Source organism: Pseudomonas sp. TMW22090 (genome assembly GCF_022496665.1).
GTDB lineage: Bacteria > Pseudomonadota > Gammaproteobacteria > Pseudomonadales > Pseudomonadaceae > Aquipseudomonas > Aquipseudomonas gregormendelii.
The window spans coordinates 643,464-662,972 of sequence record NZ_SCFH01000003.1; the positions used below are offsets into that span (position 1 = coordinate 643,464).

The following is a 19,509-nucleotide window of genomic DNA, read 5'->3' on the forward strand; positions in this document are numbered from 1 at the left end:
TCCTTATCGGGCACGCTCAGCCGCCAGTGTTTACAGCTACCGGGGGATGTCGGGCGGTGATATCGAACAGCGTGTAGGACAGCGTCAGGTGCTTCACATCCTTGGGCATGTCACGGTCAACAATGAAACGTACCGGCATCTCGATCCGTTCACCGGGCTGCAGCACTTGCTGGGTAAAGCAGAAACATTCGGTTTTGTGGAAGTACGCTGCCGCAGCGCTGGGCGCGATGCTGGGCACGGCCTGGGCGCTCATCGGGCGATCGGTAGGGTTGTGGGCGATGAAGATCATCTCGTTCACCGCACCGGGGTTGGCGGTCAACTCATCGTGCTTGGGATAGAAGTCCCAGGACATGTCGGCGGAGTTGGTCGACAGGAACTGCACGCGTACCTGGCGAGACAGATCCACCGTCTGTTCACCTTCGTACTGTCCGGAAGTTTTGCCATTGATGCCGAATGCCTTGCACATCACGTCGTAGATGGGCACCAGGGCAAACCCGAAGACGAACATTGCCACCACCACCATCAGCAGGCGGGTGACCAGTTTTTTCATCGAAATCGAGTCAGCCATGATTCCAACTCCATACCGAGACCCCTGTGGGAGCTGGCAAGCCAGCTCCCACAGGAATTCGCGCAAGGCCGAGGGTGTTCATTTCACTTCCGGCGGTGTGGTGAAGGTGTGATAAGGCGCCGGTGACGGGATGCTCCACTCCAGGCCCTCCGCGCCATCCCATGGCTTGGCCGGTGCGGGTGGGCCGCCGCGAATCGTCTTGATCACGATGAACAGGAAGAACAGCTGAGTGGTGCCGAACATGAATGCACCAATCGACGACACCATGTTGAAGTCGGCGAACTGCAGGTTGTAGTCCGGAATCCGCCGCGGCATGCCTGCCAGCCCCACGAAGTGCATCGGGAAGAAGGCCATGTTCATGCCGATGAACGAGAGCCAGAAGTGCAGCTTGCCGAGGGTTTCGTCATACATGTGGCCGGTCCATTTCGGCAGCCAGTAGTAAGCCGAGGCGAAGATCCCGAAGATCGCCCCTGGCACCAGCACGTAGTGGAAATGCGCAACCACGAAGTAGGTGTCCTGGTACTGGAAGTCCGCCGGAGCGATGGCCAGCATCAAGCCGGAGAAGCCGCCAATGGAGAACAGGATCACGAACGCCACGGCGAACAACATCGGCGTCTCGAAGGTCAGCGAGCCTTGCCACATGGTGCTGGCCCAGTTGAACACCTTGACCCCGGTCGGTACCGCGATCAGCAGCGTGGCGTACATGAAGAACAACTCGCCCACCAGCGGAATGCCGACCACGAACATGTGGTGCGCCCAGACGATGAACGACAGGAACGCGATGCTCGCCGTGGCGTAGACCATCGAGGTGTAACCGAACAGGGGCTTGCGTGAAAAGGTCGGGATGATCGAGCTGACGGCACCGAAGGCCGGCAGAATCATGATGTATACCTCGGGATGCCCAAAGAACCAGAACACGTGCTGGAACAACACCGGATCACCGCCCCCGGCCGCACTGAAGAAGCTGGTGCCGAAGTGGATGTCCATCAGCATCATCGTCACGCAACCGGCCAGCACCGGCATCACCGCAATCAGCAGGAACGCGGTGATCAGCCAGGTCCAGACGAACAGCGGCATTTTCATCAACGTCATGCCAGGGGCGCGCAGGTTGAGGATGGTGGCGATCACATTGATCGCGCCCATGATCGAGCTGATCCCCATCAGGTGGATGGCGAAGATGAAGAAGGTCACGCTTTCCGGTGCATAGGTTGTCGACAGCGGGGCGTAGAACGTCCAGCCGAAGTTAGGTCCGCCGCCGGGCGTGAACAGGGTCGATACCAGCAGGATGAACGCAGCTGGCAATAGCCAGAAGCTGAAGTTGTTCATCCGCGGCAGCGCCATGTCCGGCGCGCCGATCATCAGCGGGATCATCCAGTTGGCCAGCCCGACGAATGCCGGCATCACCGCACCGAAGACCATCACCAGGCCGTGCATGGTGGTCATCTGGTTGAAGAATTCCGGCTGGACGATCTGCAGGCCCGGCTGGAACAGTTCGGCGCGAATCACCATCGCGAACGAACCACCGAGCAGGAACATGGAAAACGCGAACCACAGGTACAGTGTGCCGATGTCCTTGTGGTTGGTGGTCAGCACCCAGCGCATCAGGCCTTTGGCGGGGCCGTGGGCGTGGTCGGCATGACCATGGTCATCGATGACGGCGCTCATGGCGTGTCTCCTGCAAACAGATGGGCTGGGCAGGCCGGGGCACGCTGCCCCGACCGGTTCCTTGGGTACGCAATAGACCGGGTCATTTGCTTTCCGCCTGTTTCAGCTCCAGCACTTCTTTTGGCGTGACCATGTCGCCTTTATTGTTGCCCCAGGCGTTACGCTCGTAAGTCACGACTGCTGCGATGTCGACTTCCGAGAGCTGCTTGCCGAACGCTGCCATGGCGGTGCCTGGTTTGCCATGGAAGACAATGCCCAAGTGCCCTTCTTTCGGTCCGGTGGCGATTTTCGAGCCTTTGAGTGCCGGGAACATTGGCGGCAGGCCCTGGCCTTCGGCCTGGTGACAGGCTACGCACGTGGTGTGATAGACCTTGTCGCCGCGTTCCTTGAGTTCATCGAGCGTCCATTCCTTGCTGGTCAGCTCCTTGAGCTGCGCCGCTTCAGCCTTGCGTTCGCCCAGCCATTTTTCGTAGTCGGCCTTTTCCTTCACCTCGACCACGATCGGCATGAAACCGTGGTCCTTGCCGCACAGCTCGGCGCATTGGCCGCGGTAGATGCCGGGCTTGTCGATACGGGTCCAGGCTTCGTTGACGAAACCCGGAATGGCATCGCGCTTGACCGCAAAGGCGGGCACCCACCAGGAGTGGATAACGTCGGCGGAGGTCACCAGGAAACGCACCTTGGCGCCAATCGGCAGCACCAGCGGCTTGTCGACTTCGAGCAAATAGTGCTCGCCCTTGGTTTCCTTGTTGTGGATCTGCTCGGCGGGGGTGGCCAGGTTGCTGAAGAACTCGACGTCCTGGCCCAGGTATTTGTAATGCCACTTCCACTGATAACCGGTGACCTGGATATCGATATCCGGCTCACTGGTGTCGTACATCTTGATCAGGGTTGCAGTCGCGGGAACCGCCATGGCCACCAGGATCAGGAAGGGCACGATGGTCCAGAGGATTTCTACGGTCGTACTTTCATGAAATTTTGCGGCCACCTGCCCGGTTGAGCGGCGGTGGAGGATCATCGACCAGAACATGGCGCCGAAGACGATGATGCCGATCACTACACAGATCCAGAAAATGGTCATGTGCAGGTCAAATACTGCGTGACTGATTTCAGTCGCTCCAGGCGCCATATTCACAGTCCAGGCCGCTTGCGCCTGACTGAAAATCGACCACAACAGGAGGCCCATCCAGACGTGTGGATGTCGCATCATTGCGGGTTCCCCTTATCGTTCTTGTTATCCCGCCGGCTTTCACCAGTGGCAAGGGAGCGGCTTTTCAGACTACGAACTTGATTGCCGGGCCTTGCTGCGTGTGCAGTCGGGCGTCATCAGCTAACTCCATTCCAACCCGAGTATAGACAGCGACTGAGACCTCGCAATGCGATGGGGTAAATGAACCGGGACAGGACGCACTTGCGCTCAAGGGCACGAATGGAGAAGGATGCAGACGAGTGGTGGCAAATGGATATAACTTTGATGTCTTAAGGATGAAATAATTATGACAAATGCGTCTGAAGAATTTTCCTGCGCCAGCTAAGTTATGTCTTCCCTATTTCTTTGCCTTGTTTCCTGGAGTTTTCATGAACACCGCCGCATTGCGCGAGCAGATCCAAAAAGCCCAACAGCACGAAGCCGAGACTGGCTTGCTGACTCGTCAGCTGGAAAGCAAACTGCCACATCTGCACCCGTCCATCCAGCTGCCGGAGACGGACGCCAAGGGTGTGCTCACTCGTTTTGTCGCGGCCTACATTGACGAGGTGCCTGACCTGCTGGATGCAGCCAACGAAGTGGCCAAGGAAGCGGGTATCCAGTCGCAGATCACACCGGTGTTGAAAATCGCCGAGCAGTATTTCCTCCAGCCGCCCGCCATCATGGCCGGCCACATCGGGCTCGACAGCCTGCTGGATGAAGCCTACCTGGCACATCGCTTTGTCGAAGAGGTCAATGACCTGTACATCAAGCATCTTGGCCAGCCCTTGATCCCATTGGACATGACTGTTGCCAACCTGATCGCCCACCAGTTGATCGGTGAGGAATTTGCCAACCAGCTGGACGAGGCCGTGCATCACGCGCTCGACGAAATGCTCGACGACCAGAGTTTTGCGCTAGAGTCGGTTGAAGCCTATCGCGAGAAGCTCAGCAGCCCGGACACGGGCGCCGCGTGGAAACGCTGGCCATGCATGTCGCGCCGGTTAGGCGTGGGCCTGGACCTGGATCAGCCGGCGGCTTAACCGTAATACTTGAAAGATCGCAGCCTCCGGCAGCCCCTACGGAATGCACACAGGTCCAATGTAGGAGCTGCCGAAGGCTGCGATCTTTTGCTTTAGACCCCTGCAGACCCTACGCCGGTGGTGGTCCGTAAACGCCCTTCCAGCCTGCGCTTCAACCCACGGGCCTCGATCAGCAGCTTCGAACCCTTCGCCGCATTCGCTCGTCCCCACTCTTCAAGTAGTTCCAGGCACGAGTGATCGATGTAGCTCAGGTTATTGAGCGGCACGTGCACAGTCGCGCCCGGCGGAATAGTCCCCAGCACCTGCGTCAGCGCCGGTACCTTCAGAAAGGTCGCGGCACCGCTCAGGCGCAACTCCATCTCGCCATCGGCAGGCAGGTCGATCAGGCTGATCTTCAGGCGCGAAGCTTTCCACGCCAGCTTCGCCAGCGTCAGGCCAAAGCCGATCAACACGCCAGTCAGCAGGTCGGTGAAGACAATCGCCAATGCGGTCGCCGCGTAGGTGAACATCGGCATCCTGCCGTAACGCCCCAGGCCGCGAAACGCCTTGAGGTCGACCAGTTTGAACCCGGTGTAAACCAGAACGCCCGCCAGGCTCGCTACCGGAATGCTCTGCAGCACACTGGAGAGCAACAGGACGAAAGCCAGCAACCACAGCCCGTGGAAAACCGTCGACAGTCGCGTGGTCGCGCCGGCTTGCACGTTGGCCGAGCTGCGCACGATCACGCCGGTCATTGGCAACGCACCCAGCAGGCCGCAGAGCATGTTGCCCACACCTTGGGCAGACAGCTCCCGATCGAAGTCAGAGCGCTGGCCACTGTGCATGCGGTCGACGGCGGCGGCGGAGAGCAAGGTTTCGGCGCTGGCGATAAATGCCACGGCAAACGCGGCGATCAGCAAGGTGGGGTCGGCCAGGTTCAGCAAGTCCGCCGGCTTCAGCCAGTCGATCGCTTCCGCGAGGTTAGCAGGGACTTCCACTCGTTTGACCTGCAAGGCCAACACCAGGCTGGCCCCGGTTGCCAGCCCTACGCCGAGCAAGGCGCCAGGTATGAAGCGCAGGGAATGCGGACGAAATTTTTCCCACAGCCACATCACTGCAATCGTCCCCAGGCCGAGCAAGCCAGCCTGCCAGCCCACCGATGGCAAAGCTTGCGCAACGGCTGCGGGGAAGGCGGACAGGTTGTCCAGGCCGGATGGTTTGGGCACGGCGTCGAGCATCACATGCACTTGTGACAACACGATCAGCACGCCAATGCCTGCGAGCATGCCGTAGACCACGGCGGGTGCCGTCACCCGAAACCAGCAGCCCAGTTTCAACCGGCCGGCCACCAGTTGCAGAAAACCCGCTAACAGCAGGATCGGCCCCAGCATGGCAATGCCATGCTGACGCACGAGTTCGAAGACGAGTACCGCAAGCCCGGCGGCAGGACCACTGACTTGCAAGGGGGAGCCGGCGAGCCAGCCTACAACCAGGCCGCCGATGATCCCGGTGATCAGGCCTTTGGCGGGTGGCAGGCCGGAAGCGATGGCGATGCCCATGCACAAGGGCAGGGCCACCAGAAATACCACCACCGAAGCCAGCAGCTCCCGCGGCAGTGCAGCTTTGAGTTGCGCAGCACGCATGTTGATTCTCCCGACATTTCTTCAGGCGTGGCAAAGCCAGGCTGCTTATTCAGCGGCCTCGGCTTTGCTACACAGGGGGTTTAGGAGGCGTTAGAAGCGCGCTTTGGGCGTCGCCACCGGGATCGGATGGCTGCCATCCAATGGCAGGAAACAACCTTTGTCCGCGTCGTAAGCTTTTATTTCGCTGGTTTCGATGTTGTAGACCCAGCCATGGATGAACAGTTGGCCGTTGGCCATGCGCGAAGCCACGGATGGGTGCGTGCGCAGGTGCTGGAGTTGCGCGATCACGTTCTCTTCAGTGAGGACATGCATGCTTTCGTTTTCGTCGGCGCAGTTGCAGTTCTCATGGACCATGGTTTTCGCAACTTCTGCGTGCCGCAGCCAGGCTTTGACTGTCGGCATTTTCTCCAGGCTGTCGGGGTTCAGCACTGCGCGCATGGCGCCGCAGTCGGAATGTCCGCAGATGATGATGTGCTGCACACCCAGCGCCAGCACCGCATATTCGATGGCAGTGGAAACGCCGCCGTTCATTTGCCCATAAGGTGGCACGACGTTGCCTACGTTACGGGTCACAAACAGATCGCCGGGCGCGCTTTGAGTAATCAGTTCAGGAACGATGCGCGAGTCGGCGCAAGCGATGAACATTGCCCGGGGACTTTGTGCCGTCGCGAGCTTTTTGAAGAGTTCTTCCTGCTGGGGGAAGACGTCGTGATGAAAATGCAAGAAGCCATCAACGATATGCTGCAGCGCTGCATCGGCAGACTCCGCTCCGGGTTGGGCGGAAGCCGACGCAGCCAGCGGCTGTTTATCCTTGTCACTCATAAATTCATCCTCTTGGGCGGAGTCGGGGAATTGTCCCGTGTTGTCCGATGTGAAGCCAGTGGCTGTTAAAAACATCCAGGCCAAGAAATCTCGACCCGTCAGTCACTCGATGAACAAGGTAGCCCGCGAAACTTAACTCAAACTGAATCAACCGCTCTAGAACATGTGTTCCAGGTCACAAAAAACGTGACTGGTGTGGTGGCCAGATGCTTTGTCCCGCTTCAACAATAGGCTAATTCTCCCTAAATCAGCGACATTTGGCGACCCGGGGGACAGAAGGCACTGCAGTCCAGATCAAAACCTTCCCGACGATTGAGCCCCAGGCGTTTGATGGTCTTGGCGAAGCGCTGCGCCAGCAAGTCGGCAAAGGGGCCTTCACCGCGCATTCGAGCGCCGAATCGACTGTCGTACAGCTCCCCCCCACGGCTTTGGCGGATCAGGCTCAATACATGCGCAGCCCGCTGAGGATAATGCGCGGCCAGCCATTCCTCGAATAGCGGTGCCACCTCCAGAGGCAGGCGCAACATCATGTAGGCGGCACTCTGGGCACCGGCTGCCTGCGCTTCGGTGAGCAGGCTTTCGAGTTCGCTGTCGTTGATCATTGGAATCATCGGCGAACACAGCACCCCTACAGGAATACCGGCGTCACGCATCACACGGATTGCCCGCAGCCGCGCCTTCGGTGCTGCGGCGCGGGGCTCGAGAATGCGCTTGAGCTCATCGTCCAGCGTGGTCAGGCTGATCATCACCGCCACCAGCCGCTGCCGGGCGAGTTCGGTCAATAGGTCCAGGTCTCGAAGAATCAGCGAACCCTTGGTGATGATGGTGACCGGATGGCGGTAGCGCAGCAAAACTTCCAGGGTTTTTCGGGTAATCCCGTGTTCGCGTTCGATCGGCTGGTACGGGTCGGTGTTGGAGCCCAGGTTGATGGGCGCACACTGATAGCCCCGTCGTGACAGCTGTTCTTCCAGCACATCGGCGGCATTGGTCTTGGCGATCAGCCGGGTTTCGAAATCGAGTCCGGGCGACATGTCCCAATACGCATGGCTGGGCCGGGCATAGCAGTAAATGCAACCGTGTTCACACCCGCGGTAAGGGTTGATCGAGCGATCGAAAGGCAGGTCTGGCGAGTTGTTACGGGTGATGATGGTCTTCGCCGTTTCGAAGCGTACTTCCGTGCCTTGGGTGAGCGGTACTTCCTGGTACCAACCGTCGTCCTCGGCGACCGAACGATTCGGCGCAAAACGATTGTGCGGGTTGGTGGCGGTGCCCCGGCCACGTGGCGGAAGTAGAGTAGCCATCGAAAGAATCTCTTGAGCTGTATGTTTATACAGTACATGGCGATGGCGCGTTCGACCAGTGCCATTGGGCGCCTGGCTGATGTCTTTTGTGGTTCAGGTCATCTTGAGAAATATATCGCGGCTGGCGTGATCAGCAGCACTGTCAGTATGCTCCCGGTTCACGGAAAGTGTTCATGCCCCAATTATTAAAAGGATTTAATAAATGTCTTTCTACAACCAGCGCGGCATCTTTCTTCAATTGCTGAGGCCTTCAGTCGTAAGTCCGATGGAAGTTCGGGTGTCCATGCAGTTCGCGACAAAAGAGGAGGGCTATCATCCCGTTAATGGCGATAGAGTCGACTATCTCTTGAAGTGCATTCATCGTGAAGCCGTATCGAACGATGGCGGGGTAACCTTCACCATGGGCCCAGCCCACTGCGATCTGGATGGCGACGGCGATTTTGATCCGCAGGATAAGGCCATTCTTCTGGCATTGGCTAAAGCGTATTCAAAAATCGTTAACCCCTGATGTAAGCATTACGCTGTTCTAACTGTCTAAAACGAATACTTGTCGAGCGGGTTCGCTGACTTTCGGCGCGAATCTTTGCGCCGTTTTTTTTCATTCACGGTTCTTTGACAAATGCCTCACATATCATTGACTGGTCGGCAGTGAAACTATGGTCAATTATCCACATCTGCCCATGGTCGTTCGAGCATGTTGCCACCCGGTTTTTCACCTGCTGCACTCTTATGCTTGCTGGCCGCCATTTTCGGTTGCTCGTACGCTCATGCCGAAGACACGGGGTCGACGCGTCCGGAAGAATGGGCGCAACCGGTGGAAATTCGGTACAACCTGTTTCAGATGACCCCGACGCTATACCGCAGCGCGTTGCCAGATCGAGAGGCACTGCCCCTACTGGGACGGCTCAAGGTAGCCACGGTCATTAACTTCCTGCCCGAGCCAGATTTGGGCTGGTTGTCGTCACATGGAGTCACCCAGGTACAACTGCCGTATCGGACTAATCACGTCGATGATGCGGATGTATTGAAGGCGCTTCGAACTATCCGCGATGCAGAAAGCAAGGGACCTGTGCTGATGCACTGCAAGCATGGCTCCGATCGTACCGGTTTGATGGCGGCGATGTATCGAGTCATCATCCAGGGATGGAGCAAGGAGGAGGCCCTCGATGAAATGACCCAAGGCGGCTTCGGAGACAATTCCCATTACCGCGATGGTGTGCGTTACATCCTGCAAGCCGATACCGGCAAACTGCGTACCGCATTGGCCAATGGTGATTGCAGCACCAGCCCTTTCGCTGCTTGCTCGATGAAGAGTTGGCTCAAGTCGGCAAATGTAGAATAAACGCGCGCTGGGGGAGCAGTGCCACCCCATTCCGATTCACGGGTAAAGGGTGGCGGTAACTCATTGTTGCTCGTCAGGCTTCTTTTTTAATTTTGGATTCGGGAAAAACTGCACCGCCTGAACTTTCGCATCCGCGACTTTCAGTGCTGAAGTGTTGACCCGGGTGCCCAATTCCTTGGGCACTGACAAACCTTGTTCATTGAGGGTGTCGGCATAACCGCAAGCCACACATTCTCGATGGGGAACGTCGTTTTCGCTCCACATCATCAGTTTGTCCGGCTCGCTACAAGCCGGGCAAACTGCGCCGGCGATGAAGCGTCTCTTGGTAATCACAGGCCCCTCGCTCATGCTGCTGCGTCCTCACTCAGGCCGCTGTGGCGCAAGAGTGCGTCAATCGATGGCTCACGGCCACGGAAGTCGACGAACAGCACCATAGGCTCCTGAGAACCGCCGCGTGCCAGGATCGCTTCGCGGAAGGCGCGACCGGTTTGTTCATTGAGTACGCCGTCCTCTTCAAATTTGGAGAAAGCGTCGGCGGACAACACTTCAGCCCACTTGTAGCTGTAGTAACCCGCCGCGTATCCGCCGGCGAAGATGTGCGCGAAGCTGTTGGGGAAGCGGTTGTAGGCCGGTGGACGCATCACCGAGACTTCGTCACGCACTCCTTCGAGTACTTGCAGTACGCTGCGGCCATCACCGTGGGTGGCGTGCAGCTCGAAATCGAACAGCGAGAACTCCAGTTGACGGACCATCATCAGCCCGGACTGGAAGTTTTTCGCGGCCAGCATTTTTTCCAGCAGGTCCTGAGGCAACGGTTCGCCGGTCTCGTAGTGACCCGAGATTAATGCCAGCCCTTGGGGCTCCCAGCACCAGTTCTCCATGAACTGGCTTGGCAGTTCGACCGCATCCCAGGCCACACCGTTGATGCCGGATACGCCGGCGTGTTCGACGCGGGTCAGCAGGTGGTGCAGGCCGTGGCCGAATTCGTGGAACAGCGTGGTCACTTCATCGTGGGTCAACAGGGCTGGTTTGCCACTGTCGGCTGGCGTGAAGTTGCACACCAGGTTGGCCACGGGACTCTGCAGCAAACCGCCAGCGGTGCGACGACGATCTCGGGCGCCGTCCATCCAGGCTCCGCCGCGCTTGTTGGCGCGGGCATACAGGTCAAAGAAGAACCGGCCCACGTGCTGACCATTTTCCTTGATCTCGAACAGGCGTACATCCGGGTGCCAGGTGTCGAAACCTTTCTGCTCGGCGATCTCGATGCCGTATAGACGCTGCACGATAGCGAACAAGCCGCTGAGTACTTTATCGATCGGGAAATAGGCGCGAAGTGTTTCCTGGGCAACGCTGTAACGTTGCTCGCGCAGTTTTTCCCCATAGAAACCGCTGTCCCAGCTTTGCAGGTCCGGGCAGCCTTGTTCGGCGGCGTAAGCCTTGAGCTGTTCGAGGTCCTGGGCAGCGAAAGGCTTGCTGCGCTTGGCCAGGTCGCGCAGGAAGCTGATGACCTGGTCGCTGGACTCGGCCATTTTGGTGGCCAGGCTCAGTTCTGAAAAGCTGGCGAAGCCCAGCAGTTTGGCGAGCTCCTGGCGCAGGTCGAGGATTTCTTCCATGACCGGGCCGTTATCGTTCTGGCCAGCATTTGGGCCCTGGTCCGAAGCACGGGTGCAGTAGGCGGCGTAGACTTCTTCACGCAGGGCGCGGTCGTGGGCGTAGGTCATCACTGCGTAGTAGCTCGGGAACTCCAGGCTGATCAGCCAGCCATCGAGCCCCTTGGCCTGCGCGGCGGCGGCCATCTGCGCCTTGGCGGAATCCGTCAGGCCGGCCAGGCTGGCCTCATCGGTGACGTGCTTGGTCCACGCCTGGGTGGCGTCAAGCAACTGGTTGGAGAAGCGGCTGCCCAGCTCCGACAGCTTGCTCTGCACATCAGCGTAACGCTTCTGCTCGGCTTCCGGCAGGTCGATACCCGACAGACGGAAGTCGCGTAGCGAGTGTTCCAGGATCGTTTTCTGAGCAACGTCGAATCCTTCAGCTTCCGGGCTGTTGGCCAATGCTTCGAAGGCCTGGAACAGCTCGCGATTCTGGCCCATCTCGGTGGAGTAGGCGCTCAAGGCTGGCAGGCAGGACTCGTAGGCTTCGCGCAATTCAGCGCTGTTGCACACCGCATTCAGGTGGCTGACAGGGCTCCAGGCGGCGCCCAGGCGATCGTTCAATTCGTCCATCGCCAACACCAGGCCGGCCCAGGTGGGTTGTTTGCCCTGGGTCTTGAGGATCTCGATAATGGCGGCGCGGTTATCCGCCAGGATCTGTTCAATGGCCGGTTGCACGTGCTCGGCACGGATCGCGGAGAACGGCGGCAGGTCATAGGACTGCAAAAGAGGGTTGTTCACGCTCACGGTTGGCACCTTGGCTGGAAGAAACATTGCCCCATCTTAATTACAATCGACGCCGACCGCAGCTATCAGCAACAGAGAGAGAGCCTATCGTGACGCTTCGCAAGTATCAGAACCACACGCCATCACTGGACAAGGGCGCTTTTGTCGACAGTTCGGCGGTGGTTATCGGTGACGTCGAAATCGGCGAAGACAGTTCCGTCTGGCCGCTCACGGTGATTCGTGGCGACATGCACCGCATCCGCATTGGTGCGCGTACCAGTGTCCAGGATGGCTGCGTGCTGCACATCACCCATGCCGGCCCATTTAATCCTGATGGCTTCCCGTTGCTGATCGGCGACGACGTGACCATCGCGCACAAGGTCATGCTTCACGGGTGCAGTGTGGGCAGCCGGGTATTGATTGGCATGGGCAGTATTGTCATGGACGGTGCGGTGGTCGAGGACGATGTGATCATCGGTGCAGGCAGCCTGGTGCCGCCTGGAAAACGTCTGGAAAGCGGTTTTCTTTATGTAGGCAGCCCGGTGAAGCAGGTTCGTGAGCTGACTGACAAGGAACGCGCTTTTTTCACTTACAGCGCGGCGAACTACGTGAAGCTCAAGGACCTGCACCTGGCTGAAGGCTACGACCAGCTCTGACCCGGCACACTCAACTCAGGATTGCACATGCATTACCAGAACGTTTTGTTCGACCTTGATGGCACGCTGACCGACCCTCGCGAGGGCATCACCCGCTCGATTCAGTTCGCCTTGGCCAAACTGGGGATCGACGAGCCCGACCTTTCCCGGCTTGAACACTTTATTGGTCCGCCATTGCTGCAGGCCTTCATGCAGTTTTACGACTTCGACGAGCCCAAGGCCTGGGAGGCGGTGAATTTTTACCGTGAGCGCTTCAAGGTGACCGGATTGTATGAAAACAGGGTCTTCGACGGGGTTACACCTCTGCTGGAAACCCTCGGCGGGCAGGGCCGCCAGCTTTATATCGCGACCTCCAAACCATGGATTTTCGCCCGTGAGATTGCCCGGCATTTTGATTTCGCCAAACATTTCAAGGTGATCTACGGCAGTGAACTGGACGGTACCCGCACCAATAAGGTCGAGCTGCTTGCTCACCTGATGGCCGAAGAAGGTCTGGACCCGACCACCACCCTGATGATCGGCGACCGCAAGCACGACCTCATCGGCGCGCGCAGCAACGGTCTGGATGCGGCTGCGGTGGGGTATGGTTTTGGCAGCCGTGAGGAGCTGAGTGCACAAACCCCTGCTTATCATTTCGAAACGCTGGATGAGCTGCATCAGGCGTTTTTGCGGGGCTAAACAGTACGCCATCGCTGTAAAGGCTTGCCCGCGATGGCGTACTTGCAGCGCAGCTGCAAATTCTCATGGTCCTGCCAACACCTTCAGCGCCGCCTTGCGCTCTGCCACCGGCAGTGCTCCGAGTTTTTCTGCGGCCGCATAAAAAGCAGGCCAGTCCCCATGCGCCTGTCGGAACAGCGCCTCGAATGCCGGCACCCATTGGTCATACAAGCCGAATGGCAGCAGCCGGGCGTTGTTCAGCGGGGCGTTGAACCAGGCGTCATAGCGTTTGTCTCCTGCCCACTGGCTGTCACGGACACTGCGGTATTGAGCGCGTAACCGTTCAAATTCCGCCGCCTTGCGCTGGCGCATTTGGTCAGGTGGCAGAGGCAGGGCGTAGAGCTGTTCGAGTCGCAACCGGGTCGCCAGTACCAGTTCGATGAATTGATCACGTTGCCGGGCTTGTGCGCCGTTATCTGGAGGCAGGCGACGCAAGGCGCGCCATTGCCTGGTGCCTTCCTGCTCCACGAATGTCGCAAAGGACTCGTTGAATTCGGTGTCGTCTTTGACATAAAGACGTTGATGGGCGAGCTCATGGAAGATCAACGTTGCCAGCCGCTCGTCGCCCCAATTCATCATGGAGCTGATGATCGGATCGTTGAACCAGCCGAGCGTCGAATAGGCCTCGACGCCGCCAATCGAAACGTCCATACCTTGCAGTCGCTGCAGGGCAGCCTCGCCGCGGGCTGCACCCTGGCTGTAGTAACCGCGATAGGCCACGCAGCCGGCAATCGGAAAGCAGTGATTTTGCGCTGCCAGGGAAAACTCCGGTGTGGCAAAGACGTTCCAGACCACAAACGGGCGACCGATGTCGGCATACAGGCGGTAACTCTGGTTGTCCGGCAGGCGCAGATGATCGCTGGCAAACGAGCGGGCCTTTTGCGACTGGGTCAGATGCGCGCGTAGCTGCTGATCGCGCCGGGGATCGGCGATCACCTCGGAAACTGGCTCCCGAGAGCGCAACAGCTGCAACTGTCCGCTGGCCAATTGGCTGTAATAGCTGACGCTGGCGCAGCCATTGAGCAACAAAAGCAGCACACCCGGAAACAAAATGCGTAAAACGCGATCAAGTAACCCATGGCTTGGAAAAGGCCTGATCAAAATGAAATTATTCCTGGAAAGTCTGCCCGCAAGACTATCCCGCCGCACTGGAGCTCCGCTATGCGCAAATTGATGCTGACGGGCGGCCTGTTGATGCTGACAGGCTGTGCTGGATTCGGATTACCTCATCACGATCCATCCCAGGCCTGGGTCGACCTCGACTCGCAGCAGGAAGACACCGCGCTGCAAGCATTGCAGGTCGATGCCAAAGCTTCCACAGACAAGCGTTACTTCGAGGTTGAGCCCGGCAGCCACGAATTGACCGTGCGTTATCAGTTCCCGGTCGACCCTGCCAACATCGGTCCTGACGCCGAGCCGTTGTGGCGCGATTGCCAACTGCATGTGAAATTCAAGGATTTCAACGCCGGCGAACGTTATCAGCTGCAAGCGGGCAACATCGGCTTCAGGCCATGGGCCAAACTCTACGATCAACAGCGCAAAGTCGTAGGCCAAGGCGCACCGGCAGGCTGCCAGCGTACTTGATCGGCGCTATGCTGAATGTCTACGCCCAAGGACATTTATCATGCGCAGGTTGCTGCTATTGCTCGCCGCCAGTGTTGTCGCCGGTTGCCAAAGCCCGATGCCAGCCATCAATCCGCAGATGGCGTGGGTAGACTTCGCGACGCCGAGTCCTGGTGGCAAGTTGCTGATGGCCGAGCGCCTGGATAAGCAGCGGTTGCGCGATGGCCGCTTTTTCCAGGTCGCCCCGGGCAGCCATGAACTGCTGGTACGTTTCGACTTCGAGGTATTTGGCGGCGGCGGGAGCCTGATGACCGGGCCGGTAGAGCGCCTGTGTTACCTGACCATCAACTACGACCATTTCGAGGCTGGCCAGCGTTATCTGCTGGAGGCCCGGAATCTGGCGTTCACCCCCAGCGCCAGGTTGTATAACGCCAAGCGCGAGATCGTGGCCGAGGACCGGGAGGTCAACTGCCTGATGTAAGTCGGATCAGTTATCGTTCTTTTGGTACACGATGGCTTTGGTGCCGTTTTCGCAGGTCCCCACAACCATGGCCACGTCATGCTTCTCGGCTTCTTCCCGGGACACGATTTCAAGCGTGTAGGAAGGCACTGCATTGGCCTGGATCTTGATTTCGATCTCTTTCCTGAGTTCTTCGCAATCCTTGGGCGCCGCCATGGCCGAAGTCGCCAGTGCACCGCAGATGATCGCCAAGGCAAAACGTTTCATGTGAAGCTCCTTTTCTGGCAGCGCGCACGGTCGTGCGCTAGAGCTGCTGTCATTTATTCGACCACAGTTTGACCTGGCTGGTTTTGTTTCAGGACAAAAAAGATCGCAGCCCATGGTCACTTTTACCTGGGTAAAAGCGACTGCAGGCTGCGATCATTGTCACGCCTGGGCCAATTTAGCCGACCAGGGTCGCATCCAGAGTAATCTTGGCATTCAGCACTTTGGACACTGGGCAGCCTTCTTTGGCCTTATTGCTCAATTCTTCGAACTGCTCCTGAGTGGCGCCCGGGATCTTCGCCTTCAGTATCAATTTCACCGCCGTGATCGCAAACCCCCCGTCAACCTGGTCCAGGGTCACTTCGGCATTGGTATCGATGCTGTCAGCCTTGAGCCCGGCATCGCCGAGGATCATCGAAAAGGCCATGGAAAAACAACCTGCGTGGGCCGCGCCGATCAATTCTTCCGGATTGGTACCTTTACCGCCTTCGAAACGGGCCTTGAAGCCATACGGAGCTTCGCGCAGTACGCCGGTTTCCGTGGAAATCGAGCCGATACCGGTTTTCAGGTCACCTTCCCAATGAGCCGATGCTTTCTTTGTGATAGCCATGTCTGCCTCCTCAAGATCGGGCGCGAATCGTCGCGCCTTCGTGGTTTTCGGTTGCTAGGGTTCTGAGGATAGACGCAGGTGCAAAGTTCACCCGATCTGAAAAGTCCTACCATTTTCGTAGGTTTTTTTGCCTTGGCTATTGAAACTCGGGTATATGCCCTCATTGCATGAAACACGCTTATGGATTCGGCAGGTTTTCGTTCGCAAGAAAAAACCTGCTCCCCCCGATTGGAGAAGCAGGTTTATGAAACGATTGACCGACGTAAAGTTTTCTACCCTGGACCTTGTACCTGTAAGGGAAAACGGCAGTGCGGCCCAGTCCCTGCGCAATTCCCTCGACCTGGCACAGCATGTCGAAAAACTCGGCTACAACCGCTTTTGGGTGGCCGAACACCACAACATGGACGGCATCGCCAGTTCGGCCACCTCGGTTTTGCTGGGTTACCTGGCAGGTGGTACCTCGACCATTCGTGTCGGTTCCGGCGGCGTGATGCTGCCCAACCGCGCGCCTCTGGTGATTGCCGAACAGTTCGGCACTCTGGAAAGTCTTTACCCCGGCCGTATCGACCTCGGTCTGGGGCGTGCGCCCGGTTCCGATCAAATGACCGCCCGCGCGCTGCGGCGGGAACGCTCCGGCAGCGCCGACGATTTCCCGTCTGACGTGGCGGAGCTGATGCGCTACCTGGGGCCCCGCACGCCGGATCAACGGATCATCGCCATGCCTGGCACGGGCACAAATGTTCCGGTGTGGCTGCTGGGTTCAAGCCTGTTCAGTGCGCAACTGGCCGGTGAACGCGGTTTGCCCTACGCCTTCGCTTCCCATTTCGCACCGCGCTTCATGCATGAGGCGATTCGCGTCTATCGCAATCATTTCAAGCCTTCTGCGGTGCTGGAGAAGCCATACGTGATGCTGGGCGTGCCATTGGTGGCTGCCGATACCGACGAGCAAGCCGATTACCTGGCGACGTCGGTCTACCAGCGAATCCTCGCGCTGATGCGTGGCCAGAGCCTTGTGCAGCGTCCACCGGTTAAAACCATGGACGGTCTGTGGTTGCCCCATGAGAAGGAGGCGGTGGCTGATTTCCTCGGCCTGGCGATGGTTGGCAGCCCGCAGAAAATTCGCGCCAAACTGGAGGTGCTGATCGAGCAAACCCAGGCGGATGAGCTGATCTTCACCTGCGACCTGTATGAACATGCCGATCGCGTGCATTCCTACGAGCTGCTGGCGCAGGTCATGAAAGGCTGACACTCAGACGCCAGGCGTAAAAAAGCCGACGCCATTGCGTCGGCTTTCAGTGCGGCGCAACCCGCTTACTTCTTGTAGACGATTTCCTTGGCGCCACCTTCGCAGGTGCCAACGACCTGGCCGCCAGCCGCAGCGCCTTTATCGACAATTTCCAGCGAGTAACCAGAAACGCCCTTGGCATCGAGCTTCGCGGCGATTTCGGCTTTGAGCTCTTCGCACGGTTTGCCAGCTGCGAATGCTGTACCGGCGAGGCTCAGCAGACCTACCGCCAAAATAAACTTCTTCATCGGATGCATTCTCTGGTCGGATAATAGGGGCACCCAAGTTTTACAGGGGTGCACTCATGTAGCGCTTTTGCCATTCCCTATGGCATTCGGCCAGCGCGCAAGTTCAGAAGACTAGCTCAAACTCAGCTGCTGGCAATCCGGAAGCCGACCTTGAGTGTTACCTGAAAATGCGCGGCCCGACCATTCTCGATATGCCCACGGGTCTCGGTCACTTCAAACCATTCCAGGTGCTTGATGGTCTTGCTTGCTTCGGCCAGTGCGTTGTTGATCGCGTCTTCGATGCTGGTGGCAGATGAGCCGACCAGTTCGACTTTTTTGTACGTATGGTGATCAGTCATGGCGTTCTCCTTGGGGTATGAAATACAGACTAGCAGTGAATTTTCGTATTACTTCTGTCGGTCAACTCGATACAGAAGTTCAGATTTACTGCACTTTCTCAAACGGCTGTAGTCCCAATCAACACACGCCACTCATCACCAATGCAGGAGAGCCACCATGGCCAACACCTCTTTACGTAAAGCCTCATTGCAAAGCATGGAAGCCGAGATCGAGAGTCTTCTGAAGTCTTTGGAAAGCCTGAAGGACGACGCCTCGGACGAGTCGCGCAAAACCCTGAAAGTCTTGAAAGCCAACGCTGAGAGCGCGCTGAAGCACTCGCGCCACCTGCTTAGCGATGCCTACGAAGAAGTCAAAGTCAAAACCCGTGAAACCGGGATTGCCACTCGTGACTACGCTCAGGAACACCCTTGGACGACAGCCGGTGTCGCTGTCGGTGCACTGGGTTTGCTGGCCGCTTATCTGCTGTGCAAACGTGGTGACTAATCCGCTTGGCGCAGCTCGTTTTTAAGCCACTGCGCCAACTGCCTGGCGCGCCCGTCTGCGGCGCGCTTGGGTAACCACAACGCCAGTTGCGCCGTCGTTTCAGTGAAACCCCATGGTGCAACCAGGCGACCCGCCTTCAAATCTTCGATCACCAGCGGTTCGGGTGCAATTGCCACGCCCAGCCCTGCTACTGCCGCCTCCAGCAAATAATACAAATGCTCAAAACCCTGTCCGTACGTCAGTGCCTTGGCGTTGAGGTCGCTTTGCTGTGCCCAGCTTGGCCATGCTTGCGGGCGGGAGGTGGTGTGCAATAACGGCTCACCGAGCAGTGCGCTGGCCGGTGCATTCTGCAAATGTGCATAACCGGCGAAGCGCGGGCTCATTACCGGGCCGATCCGTTCACTGGCCAGGGCATACACCTGCATGTCCGCCGGCCAGGGCGGCTCGGCGAATACCAACAAGGCATCCAGACCGGGGCGCCGTGGATCGAGGTCACCTTCGCCCGCTGAAAGGTGCAGGCGCAGGTCCGGCAGGTCTGCATTCAGTCGGCCCAGGCGCGGAATGAACCAGCGCGCCAACAGGCTCCCCGAACAGCCCAGCACGAAAGGCGCGTCGGCGGTGCTTTGAGTCAACTCTGCGCAAACCGTACGCAAGCGCTCGAACGCTTCACTGCTGGCATCTCGCAGTCGAACGCCTGCATCTGTGAGTTTCAAGCCGCGCCCGTCCTTGATGAACAGGCTGACGCCCAGATGCTCCTCGAGCACCTTCAATTGCCGGCTAACTGCCCCATGGGTGACGTGCAACTGCTCGGCAGCCTGGCTCACGCTGTTCAGGCGCGCAGTGGCCTCGAAGGCGCGAAGGGCATTTAACGGCGGGAGGTCATGGCTCATGGGATATGTGAGTTTTCCTGACAGGTTGTAGCGATCTTATCGGTTTTCAGTGCAGGACGTCAGGGGTAAA

At 58.3% G+C, this 19,509-nt stretch carries 23 protein-coding genes; 9 read left to right on the top strand and 14 right to left on the bottom strand.

Annotated elements, in window-relative coordinates:
• Positions 1-16: 16 nt before the first annotated feature.
• From EQV97_RS12240 to coxB, 3 genes are all read right to left on the bottom strand, one after another.
• Positions 17-568, bottom strand: a complete 552-nt coding sequence (locus EQV97_RS12240; RefSeq protein ID WP_045059099.1) for a cytochrome c oxidase assembly protein — start codon at positions 566-568, stop codon at positions 17-19.
• A 78-nt stretch (positions 569-646) separates the two neighbouring features.
• Positions 647-2,233: a cytochrome c oxidase subunit I gene (gene ctaD, locus EQV97_RS12245; protein WP_034149470.1), complete on the bottom strand. Its 1,587-nt coding sequence runs from the start codon at positions 2,231-2,233 to the stop codon at positions 647-649.
• A gap of 82 nt (positions 2,234-2,315) precedes the next feature.
• Complete coding sequence (gene coxB / locus EQV97_RS12250) at positions 2,316-3,443, bottom strand: cytochrome c oxidase subunit II (RefSeq protein ID WP_122840865.1); 1,128 nt, start codon at positions 3,441-3,443, stop codon at positions 2,316-2,318.
• 368 nt (positions 3,444-3,811) lie between these two features.
• Between coxB and EQV97_RS12255 the strand changes: the two genes are divergently transcribed.
• Complete coding sequence (locus tag EQV97_RS12255) at positions 3,812-4,462, top strand: hypothetical protein (protein WP_225568971.1); 651 nt, start codon at positions 3,812-3,814, stop codon at positions 4,460-4,462.
• A gap of 92 nt (positions 4,463-4,554) precedes the next feature.
• On the opposite strand, the gene EQV97_RS12260 is transcribed toward EQV97_RS12255, so the two are convergent.
• The 3 genes from EQV97_RS12260 to EQV97_RS12270 form a co-directional block, all read right to left on the bottom strand.
• A complete protein-coding gene (locus EQV97_RS12260) occupies positions 4,555-6,084 on the bottom strand; it encodes a SulP family inorganic anion transporter (RefSeq protein ID WP_122840863.1) in 1,530 nt (509 codons plus the stop codon).
• 90 nt (positions 6,085-6,174) lie between these two features.
• A complete protein-coding gene (locus tag EQV97_RS12265) occupies positions 6,175-6,906 on the bottom strand; it encodes a carbonic anhydrase (RefSeq protein WP_122840862.1) in 732 nt (243 codons plus the stop codon).
• Positions 6,907-7,148: 242 nt separating this feature from the next.
• Positions 7,149-8,207, bottom strand: coding sequence for a PA0069 family radical SAM protein (locus EQV97_RS12270; RefSeq protein WP_122840861.1), 1,059 nt, complete (start codon positions 8,205-8,207; stop codon positions 7,149-7,151).
• A 202-nt stretch (positions 8,208-8,409) separates the two neighbouring features.
• On the opposite strand from EQV97_RS12270, the gene EQV97_RS12275 reads away from it, so the two are divergent.
• Positions 8,410-8,715: a hypothetical protein gene (locus EQV97_RS12275; RefSeq protein ID WP_122840860.1), complete on the top strand. Its 306-nt coding sequence runs from the start codon at positions 8,410-8,412 to the stop codon at positions 8,713-8,715.
• A 186-nt stretch (positions 8,716-8,901) separates the two neighbouring features.
• Positions 8,902-9,549 (top strand): tyrosine-protein phosphatase, encoded by a 648-nt coding sequence (locus tag EQV97_RS12280; protein WP_122840859.1) that lies wholly within the window; start codon positions 8,902-8,904, stop codon positions 9,547-9,549.
• Positions 9,550-9,609: 60 nt separating this feature from the next.
• Here the strand turns inward: EQV97_RS12280 and EQV97_RS12285 are convergent, their stop codons facing one another.
• Positions 9,610-9,897: a YheV family putative zinc ribbon protein gene (locus EQV97_RS12285; RefSeq protein ID WP_240888995.1), complete on the bottom strand. Its 288-nt coding sequence runs from the start codon at positions 9,895-9,897 to the stop codon at positions 9,610-9,612.
• Positions 9,894-11,945: an oligopeptidase A gene (prlC, locus tag EQV97_RS12290; RefSeq protein WP_240888996.1), complete on the bottom strand. Its 2,052-nt coding sequence runs from the start codon at positions 11,943-11,945 to the stop codon at positions 9,894-9,896. Before prlC ends, EQV97_RS12285 begins: the two co-directional genes overlap by 4 nt.
• Before the next feature lie 89 nt (positions 11,946-12,034).
• Between prlC and EQV97_RS12295 the strand changes: the two genes are divergently transcribed.
• A complete protein-coding gene (locus tag EQV97_RS12295; RefSeq protein ID WP_122840857.1) occupies positions 12,035-12,580 on the top strand; it encodes a gamma carbonic anhydrase family protein in 546 nt (181 codons plus the stop codon).
• Between the two features lie 27 nt (positions 12,581-12,607).
• On the top strand, positions 12,608-13,258 hold the full coding sequence (locus tag EQV97_RS12300) for an HAD family hydrolase (RefSeq protein WP_045059088.1): 651 nt from the start codon (positions 12,608-12,610) through the stop codon (positions 13,256-13,258).
• Between the two features lie 63 nt (positions 13,259-13,321).
• Here EQV97_RS12300 and EQV97_RS12305 read toward each other — a convergent pair whose 3' ends face one another.
• On the bottom strand, positions 13,322-14,398 hold the full coding sequence (locus EQV97_RS12305; protein WP_240888997.1) for an aminopeptidase: 1,077 nt from the start codon (positions 14,396-14,398) through the stop codon (positions 13,322-13,324).
• Positions 14,399-14,458: 60 nt separating this feature from the next.
• Between EQV97_RS12305 and EQV97_RS12310 the strand changes: the two genes are divergently transcribed.
• On the top strand, positions 14,459-14,881 hold the full coding sequence (locus EQV97_RS12310; protein WP_122840854.1) for a hypothetical protein: 423 nt from the start codon (positions 14,459-14,461) through the stop codon (positions 14,879-14,881).
• A 40-nt stretch (positions 14,882-14,921) separates the two neighbouring features.
• Positions 14,922-15,341: a hypothetical protein gene (locus EQV97_RS12315; RefSeq protein ID WP_201147186.1), complete on the top strand. Its 420-nt coding sequence runs from the start codon at positions 14,922-14,924 to the stop codon at positions 15,339-15,341.
• Positions 15,342-15,347: 6 nt separating this feature from the next.
• Here the strand turns inward: EQV97_RS12315 and EQV97_RS12320 are convergent, their stop codons facing one another.
• Both EQV97_RS12320 and EQV97_RS12325 read right to left on the bottom strand, forming a co-directional pair.
• Complete coding sequence (locus EQV97_RS12320) at positions 15,348-15,587, bottom strand: DUF1161 domain-containing protein (RefSeq protein ID WP_045059084.1); 240 nt, start codon at positions 15,585-15,587, stop codon at positions 15,348-15,350.
• Positions 15,588-15,762: 175 nt separating this feature from the next.
• Positions 15,763-16,194 carry an OsmC family protein gene (locus EQV97_RS12325; protein ID WP_122840852.1) on the bottom strand — a complete coding sequence of 144 codons (432 nt, stop codon included), beginning with the start codon at positions 16,192-16,194 and terminating at the stop codon, positions 15,763-15,765.
• A 244-nt stretch (positions 16,195-16,438) separates the two neighbouring features.
• Between EQV97_RS12325 and EQV97_RS12330 the strand changes: the two genes are divergently transcribed.
• Positions 16,439-17,440 (top strand): LLM class flavin-dependent oxidoreductase, encoded by a 1,002-nt coding sequence (locus EQV97_RS12330; RefSeq protein ID WP_240888998.1) that lies wholly within the window; start codon positions 16,439-16,441, stop codon positions 17,438-17,440.
• Positions 17,441-17,505: 65 nt separating this feature from the next.
• Here the strand turns inward: EQV97_RS12330 and EQV97_RS12335 are convergent, their stop codons facing one another.
• Both EQV97_RS12335 and EQV97_RS12340 read right to left on the bottom strand, forming a co-directional pair.
• Positions 17,506-17,727 carry a DUF1161 domain-containing protein gene (locus EQV97_RS12335; protein ID WP_045059081.1) on the bottom strand — a complete coding sequence of 74 codons (222 nt, stop codon included), beginning with the start codon at positions 17,725-17,727 and terminating at the stop codon, positions 17,506-17,508.
• A 122-nt stretch (positions 17,728-17,849) separates the two neighbouring features.
• The gene (locus EQV97_RS12340; protein WP_045059080.1) at positions 17,850-18,065 is read right to left on the bottom strand and encodes a dodecin; all 216 of its coding nucleotides are present in this window, start codon (positions 18,063-18,065) and stop codon (positions 17,850-17,852) included.
• A gap of 157 nt (positions 18,066-18,222) precedes the next feature.
• Between EQV97_RS12340 and EQV97_RS12345 the strand changes: the two genes are divergently transcribed.
• On the top strand, positions 18,223-18,549 hold the full coding sequence (locus tag EQV97_RS12345; RefSeq protein WP_045059079.1) for a DUF883 family protein: 327 nt from the start codon (positions 18,223-18,225) through the stop codon (positions 18,547-18,549).
• Here the strand turns inward: EQV97_RS12345 and EQV97_RS12350 are convergent.
• Complete coding sequence (locus EQV97_RS12350) at positions 18,546-19,439, bottom strand: LysR family transcriptional regulator (protein ID WP_122840850.1); 894 nt, start codon at positions 19,437-19,439, stop codon at positions 18,546-18,548. The two genes, EQV97_RS12345 and EQV97_RS12350, sit on opposite strands and share 4 nt — an antisense overlap.
• Positions 19,440-19,509 lie beyond the last annotated feature (70 nt).

What these genes read in the sequence shown, in the direction of transcription:
- EQV97_RS12240 (WP_045059099.1), bottom strand. Translation starts at nt 568, where the DNA reads ATGGCTGACTCGATTTCGATGAAAAAACTGGTCACCCGCCTGCTGATG.
- ctaD (WP_034149470.1), bottom strand. Translation starts at nt 2,233, where the DNA reads ATGAGCGCCGTCATCGATGACCATGGTCATGCCGACCACGCCCACGGC.
- coxB (WP_122840865.1), bottom strand. Translation starts at nt 3,443, where the DNA reads ATGATGCGACATCCACACGTCTGGATGGGCCTCCTGTTGTGGTCGATT.
- EQV97_RS12255 (WP_225568971.1), top strand. Translation starts at nt 3,812, where the DNA reads ATGAACACCGCCGCATTGCGCGAGCAGATCCAAAAAGCCCAACAGCAC.
- EQV97_RS12260 (WP_122840863.1), bottom strand. Translation starts at nt 6,084, where the DNA reads ATGCGTGCTGCGCAACTCAAAGCTGCACTGCCGCGGGAGCTGCTGGCT.
- EQV97_RS12265 (WP_122840862.1), bottom strand. Translation starts at nt 6,906, where the DNA reads ATGAGTGACAAGGATAAACAGCCGCTGGCTGCGTCGGCTTCCGCCCAA.
- EQV97_RS12270 (WP_122840861.1), bottom strand. Translation starts at nt 8,207, where the DNA reads ATGGCTACTCTACTTCCGCCACGTGGCCGGGGCACCGCCACCAACCCG.
- EQV97_RS12275 (WP_122840860.1), top strand. Translation starts at nt 8,410, where the DNA reads ATGTCTTTCTACAACCAGCGCGGCATCTTTCTTCAATTGCTGAGGCCT.
- EQV97_RS12280 (WP_122840859.1), top strand. Translation starts at nt 8,902, where the DNA reads ATGTTGCCACCCGGTTTTTCACCTGCTGCACTCTTATGCTTGCTGGCC.
- EQV97_RS12285 (WP_240888995.1), bottom strand. Translation starts at nt 9,897, where the DNA reads ATGAGCGAGGGGCCTGTGATTACCAAGAGACGCTTCATCGCCGGCGCA.
- EQV97_RS12300 (WP_045059088.1), top strand. Translation starts at nt 12,608, where the DNA reads ATGCATTACCAGAACGTTTTGTTCGACCTTGATGGCACGCTGACCGAC.
- EQV97_RS12310 (WP_122840854.1), top strand. Translation starts at nt 14,459, where the DNA reads ATGCGCAAATTGATGCTGACGGGCGGCCTGTTGATGCTGACAGGCTGT.
- EQV97_RS12315 (WP_201147186.1), top strand. Translation starts at nt 14,922, where the DNA reads ATGCGCAGGTTGCTGCTATTGCTCGCCGCCAGTGTTGTCGCCGGTTGC.
- EQV97_RS12320 (WP_045059084.1), bottom strand. Translation starts at nt 15,587, where the DNA reads ATGAAACGTTTTGCCTTGGCGATCATCTGCGGTGCACTGGCGACTTCG.
- EQV97_RS12325 (WP_122840852.1), bottom strand. Translation starts at nt 16,194, where the DNA reads ATGGCTATCACAAAGAAAGCATCGGCTCATTGGGAAGGTGACCTGAAA.
- EQV97_RS12330 (WP_240888998.1), top strand. Translation starts at nt 16,439, where the DNA reads ATGAAACGATTGACCGACGTAAAGTTTTCTACCCTGGACCTTGTACCT.
- EQV97_RS12335 (WP_045059081.1), bottom strand. Translation starts at nt 17,727, where the DNA reads ATGAAGAAGTTTATTTTGGCGGTAGGTCTGCTGAGCCTCGCCGGTACA.
- EQV97_RS12340 (WP_045059080.1), bottom strand. Translation starts at nt 18,065, where the DNA reads ATGACTGATCACCATACGTACAAAAAAGTCGAACTGGTCGGCTCATCT.
- EQV97_RS12345 (WP_045059079.1), top strand. Translation starts at nt 18,223, where the DNA reads ATGGCCAACACCTCTTTACGTAAAGCCTCATTGCAAAGCATGGAAGCC.
- EQV97_RS12350 (WP_122840850.1), bottom strand. Translation starts at nt 19,439, where the DNA reads ATGAGCCATGACCTCCCGCCGTTAAATGCCCTTCGCGCCTTCGAGGCC.